The organism is Streptomyces sp. NPDC088910, from assembly GCF_044749865.1.
GTDB lineage: Bacteria > Actinomycetota > Actinomycetes > Streptomycetales > Streptomycetaceae > Actinacidiphila.
Genome location: NZ_JBIVIV010000009.1, coordinates 309,916 through 323,780 on the forward strand (window position 1 = coordinate 309,916; position 13,865 = coordinate 323,780).

At 73.2% G+C, this 13,865-nt stretch carries 13 protein-coding genes; 8 read left to right on the plus strand and 5 right to left on the minus strand.

Going from position 1 to position 13,865, the window contains the following annotated elements; translation table 11 throughout:
• Positions 1-60: 60 nt before the first annotated feature.
• Positions 61-546: a nitroreductase family deazaflavin-dependent oxidoreductase gene (locus tag ACIP4Z_RS22315; RefSeq protein WP_401310724.1), complete on the minus strand. Its 486-nt coding sequence runs from the start codon at positions 544-546 to the stop codon at positions 61-63.
• A gap of 47 nt (positions 547-593) precedes the next feature.
• Positions 594-1,820 (minus strand): acyl-CoA dehydrogenase family protein, encoded by a 1,227-nt coding sequence (locus ACIP4Z_RS22320; protein WP_401310621.1) that lies wholly within the window; start codon positions 1,818-1,820, stop codon positions 594-596.
• 282 nt (positions 1,821-2,102) lie between these two features.
• Here ACIP4Z_RS22320 and ACIP4Z_RS22325 point away from each other — a divergent pair, with 282 nt between their 5' ends.
• From ACIP4Z_RS22325 to ACIP4Z_RS22335, 3 genes are all read left to right on the plus strand, one after another.
• Positions 2,103-2,369, plus strand: a complete 267-nt coding sequence (locus ACIP4Z_RS22325) for a hypothetical protein (RefSeq protein WP_355337618.1) — start codon at positions 2,103-2,105, stop codon at positions 2,367-2,369.
• Between the two features lie 53 nt (positions 2,370-2,422).
• Positions 2,423-3,601 carry an acetyl-CoA acetyltransferase gene (locus ACIP4Z_RS22330; protein WP_401310624.1) on the plus strand — a complete coding sequence of 393 codons (1,179 nt, stop codon included), beginning with the start codon at positions 2,423-2,425 and terminating at the stop codon, positions 3,599-3,601.
• 74 nt (positions 3,602-3,675) lie between these two features.
• Positions 3,676-4,608 carry a trypsin-like serine peptidase gene (locus tag ACIP4Z_RS22335; RefSeq protein ID WP_401310627.1) on the plus strand — a complete coding sequence of 311 codons (933 nt, stop codon included), beginning with the start codon at positions 3,676-3,678 and terminating at the stop codon, positions 4,606-4,608.
• Between the two features lie 27 nt (positions 4,609-4,635).
• Here ACIP4Z_RS22335 and ACIP4Z_RS22340 read toward each other — a convergent pair whose 3' ends face one another.
• Both ACIP4Z_RS22340 and ACIP4Z_RS22345 read right to left on the minus strand, forming a co-directional pair.
• Positions 4,636-5,106 (minus strand): Zn-ribbon domain-containing OB-fold protein, encoded by a 471-nt coding sequence (locus tag ACIP4Z_RS22340; RefSeq protein WP_401310630.1) that lies wholly within the window; start codon positions 5,104-5,106, stop codon positions 4,636-4,638.
• Complete coding sequence (locus ACIP4Z_RS22345) at positions 5,070-5,522, minus strand: DoxX family protein (protein ID WP_401310633.1); 453 nt, start codon at positions 5,520-5,522, stop codon at positions 5,070-5,072. Before ACIP4Z_RS22345 ends, ACIP4Z_RS22340 begins: the two co-directional genes overlap by 37 nt.
• A gap of 184 nt (positions 5,523-5,706) precedes the next feature.
• Between ACIP4Z_RS22345 and ACIP4Z_RS22350 the strand changes: the two genes are divergently transcribed.
• The 4 genes from ACIP4Z_RS22350 to ACIP4Z_RS22365 all read left to right on the plus strand — a co-directional run bounded on the left by ACIP4Z_RS22350 (position 5,707) and on the right by ACIP4Z_RS22365 (position 11,323).
• A complete protein-coding gene (locus ACIP4Z_RS22350; RefSeq protein ID WP_401310636.1) occupies positions 5,707-6,888 on the plus strand; it encodes a flavin-containing monooxygenase in 1,182 nt (393 codons plus the stop codon).
• A 281-nt stretch (positions 6,889-7,169) separates the two neighbouring features.
• Entirely contained in the window at positions 7,170-9,347 is a 2,178-nt protein-coding gene (locus ACIP4Z_RS22355; protein ID WP_401310639.1) for an acetate--CoA ligase family protein, read from the plus strand.
• 211 nt (positions 9,348-9,558) lie between these two features.
• The gene (locus ACIP4Z_RS22360; RefSeq protein ID WP_355337597.1) at positions 9,559-10,419 is read left to right on the plus strand and encodes an enoyl-CoA hydratase-related protein; all 861 of its coding nucleotides are present in this window, start codon (positions 9,559-9,561) and stop codon (positions 10,417-10,419) included.
• A gap of 193 nt (positions 10,420-10,612) precedes the next feature.
• Entirely contained in the window at positions 10,613-11,323 is a 711-nt protein-coding gene (locus tag ACIP4Z_RS22365) for a flavin reductase family protein (protein ID WP_401310642.1), read from the plus strand.
• Here the strand turns inward: ACIP4Z_RS22365 and ACIP4Z_RS22370 are convergent.
• A complete protein-coding gene (locus ACIP4Z_RS22370) occupies positions 11,313-12,653 on the minus strand; it encodes an MFS transporter (RefSeq protein ID WP_401310727.1) in 1,341 nt (446 codons plus the stop codon). The two genes, ACIP4Z_RS22365 and ACIP4Z_RS22370, sit on opposite strands and share 11 nt — an antisense overlap.
• 193 nt (positions 12,654-12,846) lie before the next feature.
• Here ACIP4Z_RS22370 and ACIP4Z_RS22375 point away from each other — a divergent pair, with 193 nt between their 5' ends.
• Positions 12,847-13,842: a GlxA family transcriptional regulator gene (locus ACIP4Z_RS22375; protein ID WP_401310645.1), complete on the plus strand. Its 996-nt coding sequence runs from the start codon at positions 12,847-12,849 to the stop codon at positions 13,840-13,842.
• Positions 13,843-13,865 lie beyond the last annotated feature (23 nt).

Genomic DNA, 13,865 nt, shown 5'->3' on the forward strand with positions numbered 1-13,865 from the left:
TCTTCGTGTGGGTGACGCCACCTATCCGCGTCTTCGTGTGGGTGACCCTTCACCCCCGCCTCACTCGCGCGGCGTCAGCCGGAACACCCGGATCTCGCGCGTCACGCGGGAGGCGTAGACCGCGTAGGGCGGCCAGAAGGCGACCAGCGCCTTCCACGCGGCGGCGCGGTCGTCGCCGGTCAGCAGGTTCGCAGTGACCTGGAGGTCGCGGCCCCGGCCGCTGACCACGGCGTCGGGATGCGCCAGCAGATTGGCCGACCAGGCCGGATGCCCCGGACGGCCGAAGTTGCTGCCCACGAGAACGAGGGTGCCGCCGTCCTCCGGCATGCACGCCAGCGGCGTACGCCGCGGCAGTCCGCTGCGGGCGCCGGTCGCGGTGAGGACGACGCCGGGCAGCAGGCTCGCGCTGACCAGGAACCTTCCGCCGGTCAGCCGGTGGACCGCGCTGTCCATGACCGGCACGACATGCGGCGCGATCTTGGCGAAGGCCCGGGTGGCCGACACCTTCTGCACGGACCTGCCCAGAACGCCGGTCCTGCTGACCACACCGCGCCCGCTGACGGCGCCCTTCACGTCGGCGTCGGCCGCGCCGCTCACGCCGCGCTCCTGACCACCGAGGGCGCGAAGAGCCCCGCCCGGTCCGCGGCGTGCGCGCGCAGGGCGTCGACCGGTCCGAAGAGCAGTTCGTCGGCGGTGGCCCGCTTGAAGTACAGATGCGCGTGGTGCTCCCAGGTGAAGCCGAGGCCGCCGTGCAACTGGATCGCCGCGCCCGCCACCATGCGCAGCGTTTCCAGCGCCTGGGCGAGGGCTACGGGCGCGGCCAGCTCGAATTCGGCGCTCGCCTCGGTGTCGTCCGCCCCGGAGGAGGCCCCGGCCGCCCAGGCGGCGTAATAGGCGGCGGACCGCGCCGCCTGAAGCTGTACGTACAGGTCGGCGAGCCGGTGCTTGACCGCCTGGAAGGAGCCGATCGGGCGCCCGAACTGCTCCCTGACCTTCACGTACTCCACCGTCGAGGTGAGCGCGTGATCGGCGGCGCCCACGGCTTCCGCGGCCAGCGCGGCGGCGGCGAGGCGGCCGGCGTCGGCCAGGGCGGCGGCGGGGGCGCCGCCGAGCGCTTCAGCGGGAGTGTCGCGCAGCTCGACGCGGGCCAGGGGCCGGGTCTCGTCGAGCGCGGTCAGGCGGGTGCGTACGAGCCCCGGTGCGGTGGATTCGACGAGGAAGAGCCGGGTACGGGTGGCCGCGTATCCGCCGGTGTGGGCCGCCACGATCAGCAGGTCCGCGCTGTGCGCGCCGAGCGCGCGGTCCGCCTGCCCGTAGAGCAGGTGCCGTCCTGGCGGCCCGTCGGCCGCCGCGCGAGCCTGGACGCCGCCCGCCCGGCCGCCACCCGCCCAGTCGCCGTCATTGGGCCCGGTGAGGGCCAGAGCTGTGGCCGACGGGCCAGCGGTGACCAGCGCGGCGGTCAGGGTGCCGTCGGCGATCCGCGGCAGCAGGCGAGCCCGCTGCTCCTGGTTGCCGAGGGCCGCGACCAGGGGCGCGGCCAGGACGGAGGTGCCGAGCAGCGGGGACGGCAGCAGCGCCCGGCCGGTCTCCTCGCAGGCGAGGACCAGTTCGGTGGGGCCGCAGCCGACGCCGCCGACCGCTGCGGGCAGCGCGAGCCCCGGCAGGCCGAGCGTCTGCGCGAGATGGCGCCACAGCGCCTCGTCGTGCCCCGCCGCCGTGGCGACCGCGGCCCGCACATCGTCGGGACCACAGCGTTTGTGCAGCAGGTCCCGCAATGTGCGCCGGATTTCGGCCTGCTCGTCGGTGAACGCGGCGTCCATCGGCCGCTCCTCCCTGCCGCGACTGCGATCTGACGGGCCGTCATTTTAGGTGCCCCCCGCCACGATGCCCAGGCCCGTGCACCGCCGATACGCGAGCCGGCACCAAGGCCGCACCTGGTGGCGGGCGCCACACCAGCGCCCGGGCGGATACGCCAACCCGCGGCACCCCACGGCCGCCACCCGTGCGCGGCCCCACAAGAGCGCCCGCCTGGGACCGTGAAACCGACCCACCCCGGACCCCGCGCACCGACGCACACGCCCCGGCGGGGCATCATGTCCCGCATGACCAGCAGCAGCCAGCCTCCGGGGGCGCCGCGGCGCAGCGCCCTCCGCCGCTTCCTCTCCCCCGGCCCCGACTCCTCGACGACCCAGCTCAGGGCATACGCGTGGACGTGGGCGATCTTGCTGGTGGTGTGGATCAGCGCGCAGTTCTGGGCGCATCCGGACGGGCTGCGCAGGGCGCTGTACATCCTGCTGTCGCTGGTCTCGATCACACAGGCGCTGAGCGCGCTCGCACTGCTGAGCAAGCGGTCGGACAGGCGGCGCTGAACCCGTACCGGCACCGTATCGCCGCCACCCGAATCTGATGTACCGTCAGATTCATGGCTCAACGCCCCCGTGGACAACGTGCTGTGGCGGTCGTCGGTGTCGCCCTGTCGGACTGCGGACGGGTGGACGACGCCACCGCGTACGCGCTGCACGCGCAGGCGGCCAGGCGCGCGCTCGCCGACTCCGGTCTCGACCGGGCCGTGGTGGACGGCCTGGCCTCCGCCGGGCTCGGCACGCTGGCGCCGGTCGAGGTGGCCGAGTATCTGGGGCTGCGGCCGACCTGGGTGGACTCCACGGCCGTGGGCGGCTCGACGTGGGAGGTGATGGCCGCGCACGCGGCGGACGCCATAGCCGCGGGCCACGCCAACGCCGTGCTGCTCGTCTACGGCTCCACCGCCCGCGCCGATCTCAAGGCGGGCCGCCGTACCGCCAATCTGTCCTTCGGCGCGGGCGGCCCGCTCCAGTTCGAGGTCCCCTACGGCCACACGCTGATCTCCAAGTACGCGATGGCCGCGCGGCGCCATATGCACGAGTACGGCACCACCTTGGAGCAGCTCGCCGAAGTCGCCGTCCAGGCGCGGTCGAACGCGGCCCGCAATCCCGACGCCATGTACCGCGCGCCCATCACCGTGGACGAGGTGCTGTCGGGGCCGATGATCGCGGACCCGTTCACCAAGCTGCACTGCTGCCTGCGCTCCGACGGCGGCGGCGCCGTATTGCTGGCGGCCGAGGAATATGTGACGGATTGCGCCAAGCCGCCGGTATGGGTGCTGGGCAGCGGCACGTCGGTGTCGCACACATCGATGGCCCAGTGGCCGGACTTCACCGTCTCCCCCGCCGCGGCCTCGGGACGGCTGGCCTTCGAGCGCGCGGGGGTGACGCCCGCGGAGATCGACCTGGCGGAGATCTACGACGCCTTCACCTATATGACGCTGGTAACGCTGGAGGATCTGGGGTTCTGCGCCAAGGGCGAGGGCGGCGCCTTTGTGGCGGACGGGCGGCTGACGGTGGACGGCGCGCTGCCGGTGAACACCGACGGCGGCGGCCTGTCCGCCTGCCACCCCGGTATGCGCGGTCTTTTCCTGCTGGTCGAGGCCGTACGGCAGTTGCGCGGCGATGCGGGTGAGCGGCAAGTGCGCAAGCCAGGCGGGCGGCTGCCGGAGCTGGCCGTCGCCTCGGGGACGGGCGGCTGGTTCTGCTCCTCCGGCACGATGGTGCTCGGCCGGGGCTGAGGCCGGGCAATCCGCACCGGTCAGCGCCGGTGTCCCGGCCGTACGCGGCCGGGTGCGCCCGATACCCTTCCCGCGTGCTGCGACGTCTCCTGCTGCCCGCCGTGTGCACCGCCGCGCTGGTCCTGGTGTCGGTGCTGCTGCCTGGTGCCGGACGCCCGCGTACGGCGCCGCACTGGACGAACAGGGCCGCCGCGCGCTTCTGGACCCCCGAGCGGATGGCCGACTCCATGCCGTCGTCGGTCCGGCAGCTCGGCCCGGCAGCGGAACCGGGCACCGTGCCGGGACCGTTCACCCGCTCCGAGACCGCGACGCACTTCGGGGGCGTCCCGACCGTCGGCATGCTCTTCTCGGTCGACGGCGACATGACCGCGCACTTCTGCACCGCGAGCGTCGTGCACAGCCCCGGCCGCGACCTGATCCTGACCGCCGCGCACTGCCGGCCGGGCGCGAACATCGGCTTCGTACCGCAGTTCCGCGCGGGTGCGGCCCGGCAGCCGTACGGGATCTGGGCCGTCTCGCAGGTCTTCACCGACGCGCGCTGGGCACCCGCGGACGACGCCGAATCCGCCTACGACTTCGCCTTCGCCCGGGTCGCGCCGGACGCGGACGGGCGGCGGATCGAGGAGGTGACGGGCGGCAACCGCCTGATCCGTACACCGGGCTTCCACAACCGCGTCACCGTCATCGGCTACCCGCGCACCTCCGACGACCCGTCCGACGAGGCGATCACCTGCACGACGACCACCTCGCGGCTCGAAGGGCTGCGCCAATTGCAGCTGGTGTGCGCGGGTTACTTCGCCGGCACCTCCGGCAGCCCGTGGCTGCTCGACTACAACACCCGCACCCAGAGCGGCAGCGTCATCGGTCTGATCGGCGGCGAGGACGAGGGCGGGCTGTCCGACCGGATCTCGTACAGCCCGTTCTTCGACGACGCGATCCAGGCACTGTACCGGAAGGCGGTACGGGCCCGGTCGCATACGCCGCACATGGTGACGGCCAAGCGCTGACGTCCGCCTCACGCGGGCGGCAGGGGCTCAGGCCGGGCGGAAGACGGGGATCGCGGGCTCGTCCTCGGGCGGGGTTCCCGCGTCCGCGCCACGGCGGAAATCCACCCTCAGCGGCATGCCGATCCGTAATCTCTGCGCCGCGCAGTCGATGACTTCCGTCATCATGCGCGGCCCTTCGGCGAGATCGACGACGGCCGCCGCGTAGGGGAGCCGGTCGCGGAACGGCGGCAGGTCGTTGAGGTGGACGACCGACCAGGTGTAGAGGGTGGCGAGGCCGGAGGCGGTCTCCCAGACCACGTCCTCGCTCCAGCAGTGCGGGCAGAATTCGCGCGGGTAGTGGTGCGCGGCGCCGCATCCGTCGGCCCGGCAGCGCCGGATGAGCAGCCGCCCCTCGGCCGCCGCGTCCCAATAGGTCCGGGTGAAGGCGTCGGTCCGCGGCAGGTCGAACCGCGCCGCGCCGCTCACCGGAACAGCCCGAAGGCGTCGTCCAGCGACCATGTCTGCCAGCTCACGGCGAAGAACGCCACGACCGAGATCAGCGCCATCATCGCGTTCTGTCCCTGCTCGGCCCAGTCGTGGATCACCAGGACGAGGTAGAGCAGGTTCAGCAGCAGGCCGCCGACGAGGGCGACGGGGGTGAGCAGGCCGGTGATCAGCCCGAGCCCGAGGGCGAGTTCGGCGTAGACGACGACGTACGCCATCAGGCGAGGCCGCGGGGCGACGACCGCCGCGAAGCCGGTGCGCACGAAGGGCCAGCGGTGCCGCTCGGCCACGTCGGCGGCCCAGGCGATGCCCGTACCGCGCGCGAACCACGCCTTCTTGTCCTTGTGCCGCCAACTCTCCAGCCACCACAGCCCCAGCCCTATGCGCAGTACGGCCAGCCATTCCGGGCCGCTGAGCCAGATCGCGCGCATGCCGGACCTCCTCCAAATCTGACGGTACGTCAGTTCAGCGGACGGCGGGCGGTATGCGCAAGAGGCCGGACCGAACCTCGCCGACCGATCCGTTCCGGGCTACGCTCACACGCGCGCGAGCAGTTACCTTCCGGTACCGCCGCAACTCGTTTCTCGTACGACTTTCAGGCCCCGGGAGTTCTCCATGTCCCACCCCAGCAACGCCGGTTCGGGCACACCCGCGAGCAGCGCGACCGCCGAGCCGGACGCCATCGTCATCGGCGCGGGACCCGGCGGCCTGGCCGCCGCTGCCGCGCTCAGAGCGCGAGGGGTGCGCCCCCTGGTACTGGAGCGCTCGGAGCACCTCGGCGCCTCCTGGCGCGCCCACTACGACCGGCTGCGCCTGCACACCACGCGCCGGCTGTCCGCGCTCCCCGGTCTGCAGATCCCGCGCGCGTACGGCCGTTGGGTCGCCCGCGACGACGTGGTGCGCTACCTGGAGCAGTACGCCGAGCACCACGACCTGGACATCACCACCGGCATAGCGGTGGAGCGCGTCGACCGCGCGGCGTCGGGCGCGGGCTGGGAGCTGCCCGCCAACGGCGGCCGGGTGCTCACCTCCCCCGTGGTCGTCGTCGCCACCGGCCACAACCACGCGCCGCACATACCGGACTGGGAGGGCCGCGACACCTTCCCCGGCGAACTCCTGCACTCCGCCGCCTACCGCAACGCCGCCCCCTACGCCGGGCGCGACGTGCTCGTCGTCGGCGTCGGCAACAGCGGCGCCGAGATCGCCGTCGACCTCGTCGAAGGCGGCGCCGCCCGGGTACGGCTCGCCGTCCGCACCCCGCCGCACATCATGCGCCGGTCCACGGCGGGCTGGCCCGCGCAGGCCAGCGGCATCCTGTGCCGACGGCTGCCGACCCGCGTCGTCGACCGCGTCGCCCCGTACATCGAGCGGGCCAGCGTGCCCGACCTGTCGGCGTACGGCCTGCCCCGCCCGGAGACCGGCCTGTACGCGCGCGTGCTCGACGGCTCCATCCCCGTGCAGGACGTGGGCCTGATCGAGGCCGTACGCGCCCGGCGGGTCGAACCCGTCGCCGCCGTCGAGCGCTTCGACGGGGACAAGGTGCACCTGGCCGACGGCTCGCAGATCAGCCCCGAGGTCGTCATCGCCGCCACCGGGTACCGGCGCGGCCTCGAACCGCTCGTCGGCCACCTCGGCGTACTCGACGGGCGCGGGCGCCCGGTCGCGCACGGCGCCCGCTCGCCCAAGGGCGCCCCCGGTCTGTACTTCACCGGCTTCACCAACCCCATCAGCGGCATGTTCCGCGAAATGGCCATCGACGCCCGCCGGATCGCCCGGAAGGTGTCCCACACCCGCTGACCCGTACGCGCCCGCTTCGTACGTACCGCCGCGGCACCCGGGCGTGCGCGCGCTGCCGCACGCCCGCTCCCACATCCCCCTCTCTCCATAGGCAGGCCGCCGACCCGCTCGGGACGCCGGAACCCCGCGTCCCCGCGAGCGAACCGGACGCCGCGCGTCCGCACCCCGCACAGGGCCGCACATTTCTTTTCCGTGACCCGACTGTTCCTGACAGGTCGTCAGTTCAGTAATCTGACTATGCGTCAGTTCTGTAGACCCAGCAGCAGGAGGGGGCGAGACCGATGCTCGGATCCACGTTCAGCACCCGCAGTCCCGGCCCGGGGCCCGTCGCGCGCGGCGGGTCGGACACCGATGTCGGCGGCCGTCCGCTGCACGCCCCCGTACCCGACCTCGACAGGTTCTTCCGGCCACGGACGGTGGCGGTGGTCGGCGCGTCCGACACCGAGGGGCGGCCCAACACCGGCATCACGCGACAGCTCCTGACCTGGTCGCAGCGGGTCGGCGCCCAGTTGCTGCCGGTCAACCCCGGCCGGGAGACCGTCTTCGGCCTGCCCTGCCACGCCTCGGTGGCCGATCTCCCGGAGGACGTGGACCTGGCGGTGCTGCTGGTCGCCGACCCGCTGCCGGTGATCGAGCAACTGGGCGAGGCGAAGGTCTCCTTCGCCGTGGCCTTCGCCTCCGGCTTCGCCGAGACCGGCGCCGAGGGCGCGGCGGCCCAGACCCGGCTGGCCGAGGTCGTCGCCCGCTCCGGCCTGCGGCTGCTCGGGCCGAACACCAACCTCAACGCCTTCGAGGAGTTCCGCGAGGACCTCACGGGACCCGCCATCGCGCTGATCACCCAGTCCGGCCACCAGGGCCGCCCCCTGCACTCCCTCCAGCAACTCGGCATCCGGCTCAGCCACTGGGCGCCCACCGGCAACGAAGCGGACCTGGAGACCGCCGACTTCATCTCCTACTTCGCCGGGCAGCCCGAGGTCGGCGCCATCGCGGCGTATGTGGAAGGGCTCAAGGACGGCAGGTCGTTCTGCCTCGCCGCCGACCGCGCCGCCCGGCGCAAGGTGCCGGTGGTGATGGTCAAGGTGGGCCGCACCGACGCCGGGGCCAGGACCGCCGCCTCGCACACCGGCAAGCTCACCGGGACCGATTCCGTGATCGACGCCGCCCTGCGGCAGTTCGGCGTGATCCGCGTCGACGGGCTCGACGAACTCCAGGACACCGCGGCCCTGCTGGCCCGCGCCCGGCCGCCCGCCGCGGACGGGGTCGTCGTCTACTCCATATCCGGCGGCACCGGCGCGCACTTCGCCGACCTGGCCACTTCGGCCGGGCTGCGGCTGCCCGCGCTGTCGGAGGCCAAGCGCACCGAACTCCACCAGTGGATCCCGGACTACCTGAACGTCGCCAACCCCGTCGACAACGGCGGCCACCCGGTGGGCGACTGGCGCGGCCGGAAGATCATCGACGCGATCCTGGCCGATCCGGCCGTCGGCGTACTGATCTGTCCCATCACCGGCCCCTTCCCGCCGATGAGCGACAAGCTGGCCCGCGACCTGGCGGACGCGGCCGAGGAGACGGACAAGCTGATCTGCGTGGTCTGGGGCTCCCCGGTCGGCACCGAGGACGCCTACCGCACCACCCTGCTCGGCTCCTCCCGGCTGGCGACCTTCCGCACCTTCGGCAACTGCGTCACCGCCGTGAAGTCCTACCTCGACCACCACCGTTTCACCGCCGCCTACCGCTCGCCCTTCGACGAAGCGCCGCGCACACCGTCGTCCTCGGCGCGCAAGGCGCGCGGCCTGCTGCGCGCGGGCCACCAGCTCAGCGAGCACGCGGCCAAGCAACTGCTGCGGGCGTACGGGATCCGGGTGCCGCGCGAGCAGTTGGTGACCAGCGCGGCGGGCGCCGTCCGGGCCGCGGGCCTGGTCGGCTACCCGGTGGTGATGAAGGCTTCCGCGGCGCAGCTCGGGCACAAGACGGAGCTGGGCCTGGTCAGGCTCGGCCTCACCTCGGCCAGCCAGGTCAGGGACGCCTACCGCGAACTCACCGACACGGCCCGCGCCGCCGACATCGATCTGGACGGCATCCTGGTCTGCCAACTCGTCGAGCGCGGCGTGGAGATGGTGGTCGGCGTCTCGCCCGACCCGCTCTTCGGCCCGACCGTCACCGTGGGACTCGGCGGAATCCTGGTCGAGGTCCTCGCCGACACCGCCGTACGCGTACCGCCCTTCGGGCCGGACACCGCGCGCGGCATGCTGGACGACCTGCGGGGCCGCAGGATCCTCGACGGGGTCAGGGGGGCGCCGCCCGCCGACACCGACGCGCTCGTCGACGTGGTCATGCGCGTGCAGCGAATGGCCATGGAACTGGGCGACTCGCTCGCCGAACTCGACATCAACCCGCTGATGGTGCTGCCGCGCGGGCAGGGCGCGGTCGCGCTCGACGCACTGGCCGTCTGCTACTGACCGCGCCGACCCGTACGCCGACGATTCACCCCTCACCGCTCCGTGCCGGAACGGTCCGCGCCGGAAGGGCGCACGCCGACACGGCCCGCTCCCGGACGCCGCGCGCCCCCATGCCCAGCACTCGAACACCCCGTGCCCGCGTGCCCCGTGCCCGCGTGCCCCGTGCCCGCATACCCCGTGCCCGCTCTTCTCGCTCCGACCGAGGATTCCCATGGCCGACTCCCCCTCCACCGACTCCGACAACACCGCCGCCGACTCCGCTGAGTCACCGGACGATTCCGCTGAGTCAGTTGTACGTCACGCCACTGACAACGGGGTCTCGTGGATCACGCTCGACCGCCCGCACGCCATGAACGCCCTGACCTGGGACCAGCGCGAACGCCTGATCGGCCTGCTCGAAGCGGCCTCGGCGGAACCGGACGTGCGGGCCGTCGTACTGACCGCGACCGGCCGGGCGTTCTGCGCGGGCGCGGATCTGAGCGGAGGCGCGAGCGCACCGGCCGAGCGGGTGCCGGGCGATGTGGCGCGGACGATCAGGCGCGGCGCGCAGCGGCTGATCGCGGCCGTGCTCGACTGCGAGAAGCCGGTCGTCGCGGCGGTCAACGGCACCGCCGCCGGGATCGGCGCCCACCTCGCCCTCGCCTGCGACCTCGTCCTCGCCTCGGAACGGGCCACGTTCATCGAGGTGTTCGTCCGGCGCGGCCTGGCCCCCGACGGCGGGGGCGCGTATCTGCTGCCGCGGCTGATCGGCCCGCAGCGCGCGAAGGAACTGCTCTTCTTCGGCGACGCGCTGCCCGCCGCCGAGGCGGAACGCCTCGGCCTGGTGAACCGCGTCGTACCGGCCGCCGAGTTGGACAAGACCGCGCGCGCCTGGGCGGACCGCCTGGCCGCCGGGCCCACGCGGGCGACGGCGCTGGCCAAACAGCTCGTCAACGCCTCCCTCGACACCGACCGCGCCACCGCGTTCGCCGCCGAGGCGGCGGCGCAGGAGATCGTCATGACCACCGCCGACGCGCTGGAGGGCGTCCGCAGCTTCACCGAACGGCGGCAGCCGCACTTCCGGGGCCGGTGACCCGATTCCCGACGTCCGCCACTTGCCACCCGCCACCGGCCACCGGCCACCGGCCGACGAGCACGCCCCCGCCGAGAAACCCGGTTCCCGCCGATCGACAGCGCCCCGACCTCACCCCGACCTCACCCCGACCTCACCTCGGCCTCACCTCACCCTTCCTATCTGACGGTCCGTCAGATTCAATGGAGGGGTGATGGGACACGCGGGAATGGCGGAGACCGCCGTGCGGTATCTGAGGTCGGTCGGGGCGGCGACGGCCGCGGCGCCGAGCGCCGGAGGTCCGGCGGCGGCGCCCACGGCGCTGCCGGGCGCCGCACCACTGGCCGGGGCGCGTGCCGCGCTGCGGGCGGTGGGCCCGGACGAGCGGGCACCGGTGGACCAGGGTGAATTCCGCGGGGTGCTCGGCCGTTTCGCGACCGGCGTGACACTGGTGACGGCGGCCTGCCCCGACGGGCCGGCCGGCTTCGCCTGCCAGTCGTTCGTGTCGCTATCGCTGGAGCCGCCGCTGGTGGCGTTCATGGTCGGGCGTACGTCAACGACCTGGCCGCGCATCGCCCGTGCGGGCGTTTTCTGCGCCAACGTACTGACGGCGGGGCAGTCCCCGCTGTGCAGGCAGTTCGCGGTGAGTGGCTCGGACAAGTTCGCGGGCGTGGACTGGACGCCCGCGCCCGTTTCGGGGTCGCCCCGGATCGGCGGCGCGTCCGCGTGGATCGACTGCGCGATCCACGCGGTGCACACCGGGGGCGACCACCTCGTGGTGGTGGGCCGGGTGGTCGCGCTGGGCGCGACGGACGGCGACGACAACCCGGACGCCCCGGCCGGCCCCGAGAACCCTTCCGGACCTTTGCTGTTCTACCGGGGCGGATTCGGAACTTTCGCTCCTTTCGGCCCGTTCACCCCGTAACCGCCAACGCCGGTACCGCGGCGACCGGTCGGCGGCGGATGACGAGGGACATCAGCGCGGCCACCGCGCACAGGGCACCGGAGGAGTACCAGACGACGTCGTACGAGCCGAACGCGTCACGCGCGACACCTCCCAGATAGGCGACGAGGGCGGCGCCGATCTGGTGGGAGGCGAGGACCCAGCCGAAGACGATCGCGCTGTTCTCGCCGTAGTGCTCGCGGCACAGGGCGATGGTCGGCGGGACGGTGGCGACCCAGTCGAGGCCGTAGAAGACGATGAACAGCACCATCGGCGGATGGACGCTGTCCGCGAGCAGGATGGGGAGGAACATCAGGGAGAGTCCGCGCAGGCCGTAGTAGATCGCGAGCAGGCGGCGCGGTGATACGCGGTCGGTGAACCAGCCGGAGGCCACCGTGCCCGCGATGTCGAAGACGCCGATCACGGCCAGCAGGGAGGCGGCGGCGGTGACGGGCATGCCGTGGTCGTGGGCGGCGGGCACGAAGTGGGTCTTGACCAGGCCGTTGGTGGACGCGCCGCAGATCGCGAAGGTGCCCGCGAGCAGCCAGAACGGTCCGGTACGTGCCGCGTCGCGCAGGGCCCGCAGCGCCCGGCCCGCGGCGCCCGCGACCGGTGCGGGCTTGGGGGTGAACTCGGCGGCGCCGTAGGCCGCGAGGCCCACGTCGGCGGGGTGGTCGCGCAGCAGGAACCAGACGAAGGGGACGACGGCGAGCGCGGCGCAGGCCACCACCGCGGCGGCCGGGCGCCAGCCGTGGTGTTCGGTGATCCAGGACAGCACGGGCAGGAAGACCAGTTGTCCGGCCGCGCCGCCCGCGGTGAGGATGCCGGTGACCAGGCCGCGGCGGGCGACGAACCACCGGTTGGTGACGGTGGCGGCGAAGGCCAGCGCCATCGAGCCGCTGCCGAGGCCGACGAGCACGCCCCAGCACAGCACGAGTTGCCACACCTGCGTCATGTAGACGGTCAGTCCCGCGCCGAGCGCGATGGTGACCAGCGCGCACGCCACCACGCGCCGGATGCCGAAGCGGTCCATCAGCGCGGCGGCGAAGGGCGCGGTGAGCCCGTACAGCGCGAGGTTCACCGAGACCGCGAAGCCGATCATGCCGCGCGACCAGCCGAATTCGGTGTGCAGCGGGTCGATCAGCAGTCCGGGGAGCGAGGCGAAGGCGGCGGCGCCGACGAGGGTCACGAAGGTGACGACGGCGACGGCCCAGGCGCGGTGCGGTCGTACGCGGGCGCCGGGGCGGGGACCGAGGTCAGGAGCGACGCCGGATACGGCACCAGGCGCGACACCGACACCGACACCGGGCATGACACCGGGTACGGCACCCGGCACGACACCGGGCGCGGCGGCCTCGCCAGGCGTGGCGGCCGGCCCTGGTGCGGCGGTCACAGTGTCAGGGACCTGACCGGCGGAGTGCGATGTCTGCGTCACTCGAACAGTCTCCGGAGATCGGTACCACCGGACGAGTGGCCCGATGGCCATGATGTGAAAGGATCGAGCCATGGCCGTTTTCCAGCACCCCGACCGGCACAAGGTCGCCGTCTTCGCGCTCGACGGCGTGATCCCGTTCGAACTGGGCATCCCGCTGCGGATCTTCGGCGCCGCACAGGGCGTCGAGGACGGCAGGAAGCTGTACGAGGTCGTGACGTGCAGCGTCGCCCCCGGCAGCGTCCGTACCGACGCCGATTTCAGCGTCGTCGTCGAGCACGGGCTCGAAGCGCTGGCCGAGGCGGACACGGTGGTCGTGCCCGCCTCGCACGAGTTGGGGACCGTCTACACCGAGGGGGTGCTGACGCCCGCGCTGGCCGCCGCCTTCCGCCGGATGCGGACCGGCACCCGTACGGTCTCGATCTGCACCGGCTCCTTCCTGCTCGCCGCCGCGGGCCTGCTCGACGGCCGCCCCGCGACCACCCACTGGAGCAGCGCGGACCACTTCCAGCGGCTCTTCCCGCAGGTCAAGGTGGACCCCGATGTCCTCTACGTGGACGACGGCGACGTCCTGACCTCGGCCGGGGTCGCCGCGGGCATCGACTTGTGCCTGCACATCGTGCGCCGCGACTTCGGTACGGCGGTGGCGAACGGGGTCGCGCGCCGCACCGTCGTCCCGCCGCACCGGGAGGGCGGCCAGGCGCAGTACATCCGCAGGCCGCTGCCGGAGCCGCAGTTGGCCAGTACGGAGCGGGCGCGCTCCTGGGCGCTGGACCGGCTGCACGCGCCGCTCACGCTGCGGCAGCTCGCCGAGCGCGAGTCGATGAGCGTACGCACCTTCACCCGGCGGTTCCGCGAGGAGGTGGGGATGAGCCCGGGACAGTGGCTGACGCAGCAGCGCGTCGAACACGCCCGCCACCTGCTGGAGTCCACCGATCTCGGGGTCGACCAGATCGCCGAGCAGGCGGGTTTCGGCACGTCGGCGTCGATGCGTCAGCACCTCCAGGCCGCGCTCGGCGTGTCACCGACGGCGTACCGCCGCACGTTCCACAGCGCGGCCGGACGGTAGGCCCCGAGGGTCAGGAAGGCGCG

Coding starts and splice junctions, on each gene's coding strand:
- ACIP4Z_RS22360 (WP_355337597.1), top strand. CDS start 9,559: ATGGCCGACTCCCCCTCCACCGACTCCGACAACACCGCCGCCGACTCC.
- ACIP4Z_RS22340 (WP_401310630.1), bottom strand. CDS start 5,106: ATGGTCGCTGGACGACGCCTTCGGGCTGTTCCGGTGAGCGGCGCGGCG.
- ACIP4Z_RS22345 (WP_401310633.1), bottom strand. CDS start 5,522: ATGCGCGCGATCTGGCTCAGCGGCCCGGAATGGCTGGCCGTACTGCGC.
- ACIP4Z_RS22370 (WP_401310727.1), bottom strand. CDS start 12,653: ATGCCCGGTGTCGGTGTCGGTGTCGCGCCTGGTGCCGTATCCGGCGTC.
- ACIP4Z_RS22375 (WP_401310645.1), top strand. CDS start 12,847: ATGGCCGTTTTCCAGCACCCCGACCGGCACAAGGTCGCCGTCTTCGCG.
- ACIP4Z_RS22320 (WP_401310621.1), bottom strand. CDS start 1,820: ATGGACGCCGCGTTCACCGACGAGCAGGCCGAAATCCGGCGCACATTG.
- ACIP4Z_RS22355 (WP_401310639.1), top strand. CDS start 7,170: ATGCTCGGATCCACGTTCAGCACCCGCAGTCCCGGCCCGGGGCCCGTC.
- ACIP4Z_RS22330 (WP_401310624.1), top strand. CDS start 2,423: ATGGCTCAACGCCCCCGTGGACAACGTGCTGTGGCGGTCGTCGGTGTC.
- ACIP4Z_RS22325 (WP_355337618.1), top strand. CDS start 2,103: ATGACCAGCAGCAGCCAGCCTCCGGGGGCGCCGCGGCGCAGCGCCCTC.
- ACIP4Z_RS22365 (WP_401310642.1), top strand. CDS start 10,613: ATGGGACACGCGGGAATGGCGGAGACCGCCGTGCGGTATCTGAGGTCG.
- ACIP4Z_RS22350 (WP_401310636.1), top strand. CDS start 5,707: ATGTCCCACCCCAGCAACGCCGGTTCGGGCACACCCGCGAGCAGCGCG.